The sequence below is a fragment of the uncultured Acidaminococcus sp. genome, from assembly GCA_900538365.1.
GTDB lineage: Bacteria > Bacillota > Negativicutes > Acidaminococcales > Acidaminococcaceae > Acidaminococcus.
In genome coordinates this window covers 1-5,458 of record UPXT01000068.1, presented here as the reverse complement: position 1 = coordinate 5,458, position 5,458 = coordinate 1, and the positions used below count along the sequence as shown (strand labels likewise).

Below are 5,458 nucleotides of genomic sequence, written 5' to 3'. Positions count from 1 at the left end.
ATTAAGCTGCAACACAATCTTATATGGGTCTCCCGAGAAAATGTTGACACATACGTCCTCTCATCCTTACTTGCACTCGCTTTCAATCTATGCTAAAATACAAGAATCTAATATGTGGAGGGAAATACCAGTGTTAACGGTTTTAATGGTTGTAGATATCGTTGTCAGTGTCATCCTGATTGCGTCTGTCCTGCTCCAGTCCGGTAAGAGCTCCGGTTTTGCTGGCCTTGGCGGCGGTGAGTCCATGTTCAGCGGCAAACCAACCGATATGGATGAGGCTCTGAGCCGCATTACGGTTGTCTTTGGCCTTATTTTTGCTGTCCTTAACATTGTAATTGCCCGCCTGCAGTAAGGTGGGGATGGCATTAATCAAATGGTGCAGTTATGGCATTGCCTTCATGAAGGGTAATGCCTTTTTTGTGTATAAAGTAAGGAGGAAACTGCCATGCTCCAAGGCGCTGAGCCTTATCGCTTTCCTGGAACCAATGATACAGCGGTTCTTCTCATTCACGGCTACACGGGTTCCCCGTCGGAGCTGCGTGAATTGGGGGAACGGCTGCATTACAAAGGCTATACCGTGCAGGGCCTTCTTTTAAATGGTCACGGTACGAACCCGGAAGACCTTGACGGCGTAACCTATGAAAAATGGACCCAGTCCGTAAAATCCGCCGCCAGTGCCCTCAAGGAAACATACAGCAAGGTTATTTTGGTGGGAATGAGTATGGGCGGTCTTCTTGCCCTTGATTGCGCTTCGACCATTCCCGTTGACGGAGTCATCGTCATTTCAACGCCCATCTATCTATTCGATTGGCGTTCCCATTTCCTTTGGCTTGCGGAAAAAGTGACACGATCCATTCCCAAGCGCCCTCGTCATATCGACGCTCCGGCCCGCTATGATGTGGCTTATCATGAGATGCCCCTTTCCGGCGTCCGCGAATTCCTGCGTTTGCTGTCGACTGTCAAGAAACGCACCCTTTATCACGTGACGGCTCCGCTTCTTATTATTCAAAGTGAAGCGGATCGAACCGTTCGCCCGCAAAGCGCGCAGTATATCTATAAACACGCGGCATCCCCTCTAAAGCGGCTGGAGATGCTCCCCCAAGGAAAGCATGTCCTGACCCTTTATAAGGAACGGGGACTTGTCTATCAAAAAATTGACCGTTTCCTGGAGGCCCTGCAATGAAGAATGTGAATGATACGAATCCTATGTGTTTTGGCTGTGGGAAGAACAATCCCATTGGCCTTCACATGCATTTTAAAGTGGATGAAAATGGCTGCTCGTCACGCTTTACGCCCGAACCCTGTCATCAAAGCTATGACGGGCGGATGCACGGCGGACTCATTTCCACCTTACTTGATGAAACCATGGGGAATTATCCCTATCTGTATGAACACCGCGTGGCCTATACGGCCCGCCTGGAAGTCCGTTTCCGTTCGCCCGTCCTCATTGGTGAGACCATTGAAATTGTGACGAAGGTAAAGCGCCGCAAAGGCCTCCTCCTTGAAATGACGGGAGAGGTTATCCGCCCTGATGGGACTGTTGCGGCGGAAGCAGATGCCAAGATGATGTATGAAGGAGAAAGATGAGTAACGAAAAAATTCGGCAGGATGTCCTTACTTATATGGAATCCCATGCCACCCATCCTGTCAGCTATGATGACCTGGGCCGCGACCTGCGGTATAAAGGAAAAGGGCTGGGAGCCTTGTGGACGGAAATTGAACTAATGATCAAGGATGGGCTTCTTGTGAAGACCCGCTTCAATACCTTGGGCCTGCCGCGGGCCATGGGGCTTGTCACAGGGCGCCTGCAGGTCACGCAGAAAGGGTATGGGTTTGTTGTACCCCTTGAAAAGACGGAGGAAGGTGATCTTTTCATCCCCGCGATGCACTTATCCGGTGCGATGAACGAGGATCTTGTCATCGCACGGGTCAGTGACCATGGCTATGGAGGACGGCGTGAGGGCAAGGTCATCCGCATTTTGGAGCGGGCCCATGAACGTTTTGTCGGAACTTTTACGCGCAGTGGAGATTTTGGTTTTGTTACTCCTGATAACCGCCATATTGGACAGGATATCTATGTGAGACGCAAGGACTTCCTGAATGCCCGCAACGGCGACAAGGTTGTCGTCAAGATTACGGCCTGGCCCAACGGACGTCAAAAAGCAGAAGGGACCATTACAGAAATCCTTGGCAAAAAGGGCGATGTGGGTATTGATATCGTCTCCATCATCAAGGATAAGGACTTGCCCCTTGATTTTCCTAAAGAAGTCAAGGAAGCCGCCCAGCTTGTCCCGCAAGTCATCCCCAAAAAGGAACTTAAAGGGCGTCTTGACCGGCGCAAGTGGCCAATCATCACCGTCGATGGCATCGATTCCAAGGATCTTGACGATGCCATTTATGCAGAAAAGCGGGGCGAGGATTACTTCCTTGGCGTCTATATTGCCGATGTCAGCCACTATGTGCGCCCCCGCGGTGAACTTGACCAGGAGGCCTATGCCAGAGGCACCAGCGTCTACTTGGTGGACCGCGTCCTTCCCATGCTGCCGCCTCTTTTGTCAAATGGCATCTGCAGCCTCAATGAAGGGGAAGACCGCCTTACCATGAGCTGTGAAATGGTTATTTCCGGTAAGACGGGGAAGGTCCTTTCCTACGACATTGCGCCCAGCGTGATTGCCTCCCGGCATCGTATGAACTATCCCGATGTGGCAAAAATCCTCACGGACCGTGACGCGGCCCTGCGGGAAAAATACAGCGATATCGTTCCCATGTTGGAAACCATGGAGAAACTTTGCACGGTCCTCCATAAAAAACGGGTGAGACGGGGTGCAATTGAGTTTGAGATTCCCGAAGTCAAGGTCATCCTGGATGAGAAAAAACGGCCCATCGACGTTCATCTTCGCCATCGGACCATTGCGGAAATGATGATCGAGGAATTTATGCTCGCTGCCAACGAAACCGTAGCCGCCCATATGACAAAGCATCATTATCCCTTTATCTACCGCGTCCATGATGTACCTGATGAGGATAGGATGCAGAGCCTTTCAAAGATTATGGCCCAGTTTGGGACCGTTCTCAAGGTCGATGGCAAGATGCGGCCTAAAGTTCTTCAAATGGCCCTGCGCAAGGTGAAGGGAAAACCCGAAGAAGGCATGATTTCCACACTTGCCCTGCGGAGCATGAAACAGGCTGTGTACCAAACGGAAAATGTGGGACACTTTGGTCTTGCTGCCAAGGACTACACGCATTTTACCTCTCCCATTCGGCGCTATCCAGATCTGTTGGTCCATCGTCTCCTCAAGGATCAGCGGACAGGCAAAAAACTGTCCAAGAAGGAAAAGGAAAACTTGACAGATAAGCTTTCCCTTATGGCAAGTCACGCCTCGACACGGGAACGTCTTGCCATTGAGGCCGAACGGGAAACGGATGAACTTAAGATGACAGAGTATATGCTGCCCTATGTAGGACAGGAATTTGATGGGACCATTTCCGGTGTCACAAGCTTTGGCATGTTTGTCCAGCTCGAAAACGGTATTGAAGGCCTTGTCCATATCTCTAGTCTCCTTGACGATTATTATCGTTATGATGAGGAACATTTTGCTCTTGTCGGGGAGCATGGCGGAAAGAGCTATCGCCTTGGCAGTCCTGTAAGGATCAAGGTCTTCCATGTCAGTGTGGAAGAACGCAAGATTGATTTTATCCTTCCCGAATTTGAAACTTTTGTCACAGCCCGAAAGGAAACCGTTCCGTCAGAAAAGAAAAGGACGCCTGAAAAACAGACCGTAAAGAAAGGCAGCCGTAATAAACTGGCCTCACAGACCAAAAAAAGAGGCCCTGCACGTCAGAAGGGAAGTCAGCATGGAAAAAACAAACGTCAAAATCATCGCAGAAAATAGAAAAGCCCGCCATGACTACGCCATTCATGAAACCTTCGAAACAGGCGTCGTGCTTACAGGCACGGAAGTCAAGTCCCTCCGTGCAGGTAAGGCCAACCTGAAGGACAGTTATGCTGCCATTACCAAATCGGGGGAACTATATTTATACAACCTTCACATCAGTGAATATGATCATGGCAATATCTTCAATCATGAGCCGCGGCGCGATCGCAAGCTGCTTATGCATAAACGGGAAATTGCAAAACTCATTGGCAAGACCAAGGAAAAAGGCTTTACCTTGGTCCCTTTGACCCTTTATTTTTACAGGAGGAATTGCTGTCCGTAAGCCTGTACATCCGTTCCTTTTTCCGGCTGGCCATCATAAGGACTGCTCCTGTTCCCGCAGCCATCATTCCTGCAGCCCCCGCCTTCCACATTTTTCCCTTTTTCATAGACTTTCCTTTCGTTTTTACCAAGTATCCGGCACAGGCCTTTCATTCGCCCATACTGCAGATCTGATGATAGTCTGTACCGAAATCCGGATTTTTAATCGAAAAGCGTTTTTCTAATTCCAGGGCATTGGCTGGGAATGAATCTTACAGCCCTCTGACATGACAGCCTCCTGGAGCAGCAGACCCATATAGCTGTCCTGAAGAGCATCCCTTAAAGGATAAATTTCTTTTCCCGAATCGAGATACTCTCTCATATCATAAAGCATACAGGCAATGGCATATTCATCCTCAATCTCATCCAGATACAGCTCAGGCTTCCAGCCCCGGACACAATCCCTTAAACGTTTTGTTTCAAGCTGTCTGTACCGTGAATCTAATTCCGGCATAAGATATAGGGTTTCAGGGAAATTTTCTTCTGTAAGCCTGTAAAAAACCTGATCCGTAAGCTCTCCTTTCTGTCCTCGAACGGTCACATGGCGGCTGCGTATAAAAGACCGGTACTGTTCCCCCGAAAAATCATAAAGCGCCGTCTTTCCAGAAGCAAATTCAAACAGCGCCATGATTCTCCCCCGGCTGCTTACAGAACCATCCGTAATAGCCCCCTGACGGGAATCTGTTTCTGTCAGCGGAAATGTAAACTGCTTTCCTATAACAGAAAAGCGTTCATGCCCCATCAAAAGATATTTTCTGATCAGACTGGCCCCATGGTATTCATGTACCAGCGACAGATACATGGAGTCTGGCTGCCCTATGGCTTCATTTTGAATCTGATGCAGTCCTGCCCTGAGTGTGGGACAATGAAAATACTGCTCGCAGACCTGAATTTTACAATGGTATTTCTCTTTTAATTCCCAGATTCGTCTTAACTGTTTCAGACTGCATCCAATCGGTGTTTCAGTAAGCACAGGATAGCCCATCAACGCCCATTTCTCTGCCACATCTGCAATATTCCCTTTATTTACTGCCACAACCACGAAATCCGGTTTGGAGTTTTTGCAGTCCTCGTCTGATACAGTTGTGGGAAAGCCTGTTTCCCCATGAACCTTTGCAGCCTTCTCCTCAGATCTGCATAATATGTATTTTAGTGTAAACAGCTCCGGATACCGTCTGGCAATTCTCCCGTAAAACATGGCT

The 5,458-nt window shown here is 49.0% G+C and carries 5 protein-coding genes and 1 pseudogene; 5 read left to right on the top strand and 1 reads right to left on the bottom strand.

Translation table 11 applies throughout. The features are described from left to right. The first annotated feature begins 130 nt into the window (after window positions 1–130). The 5 genes and pseudogenes from secG to smpB all read left to right on the top strand — a co-directional run. Complete coding sequence (gene secG / locus QZQ08_RS09525) at window positions 131–352, top strand: preprotein translocase subunit SecG (protein ID WP_009014692.1); 222 nt, start codon at window positions 131–133, stop codon at window positions 350–352. Window positions 353–445: 93 nt separating this feature from the next. Then, a complete protein-coding gene (locus QZQ08_RS09520; protein ID WP_296331350.1) occupies window positions 446–1,183 on the top strand; it encodes a carboxylesterase in 738 nt (245 codons plus the stop codon). Beyond that, window positions 1,180–1,587, top strand: coding sequence for a PaaI family thioesterase (locus QZQ08_RS09515; protein ID WP_296331345.1), 408 nt, complete (start codon window positions 1,180–1,182; stop codon window positions 1,585–1,587). Before QZQ08_RS09520 ends, QZQ08_RS09515 begins: the two co-directional genes overlap by 4 nt. After that, on the top strand, window positions 1,584–3,893 hold the full coding sequence (rnr, locus tag QZQ08_RS09510; RefSeq protein WP_296331343.1) for a ribonuclease R: 2,310 nt from the start codon (window positions 1,584–1,586) through the stop codon (window positions 3,891–3,893). The genes QZQ08_RS09515 and rnr overlap by 4 nt, the downstream gene beginning before the upstream one ends. After that, window positions 3,856–4,194: pseudogene (gene smpB / locus QZQ08_RS09505) on the top strand (SsrA-binding protein SmpB); the annotation flags it as partial. The gene rnr and the pseudogene smpB, both read left to right, overlap by 38 nt. Window positions 4,195–4,437: 243 nt before the next feature. Here smpB and QZQ08_RS09500 read toward each other — a convergent pair. Then, window positions 4,438–5,458 (bottom strand): Gfo/Idh/MocA family oxidoreductase (locus tag QZQ08_RS09500; protein ID WP_296331338.1); only part of this gene is annotated, 1,021 nt, incomplete at its 5' end.

Coding starts and splice junctions, on each gene's coding strand:
- QZQ08_RS09515 (WP_296331345.1), top strand. CDS start 1,180: ATGAAGAATGTGAATGATACGAATCCTATGTGTTTTGGCTGTGGGAAG.
- QZQ08_RS09520 (WP_296331350.1), top strand. CDS start 446: ATGCTCCAAGGCGCTGAGCCTTATCGCTTTCCTGGAACCAATGATACA.
- rnr (WP_296331343.1), top strand. CDS start 1,584: ATGAGTAACGAAAAAATTCGGCAGGATGTCCTTACTTATATGGAATCC.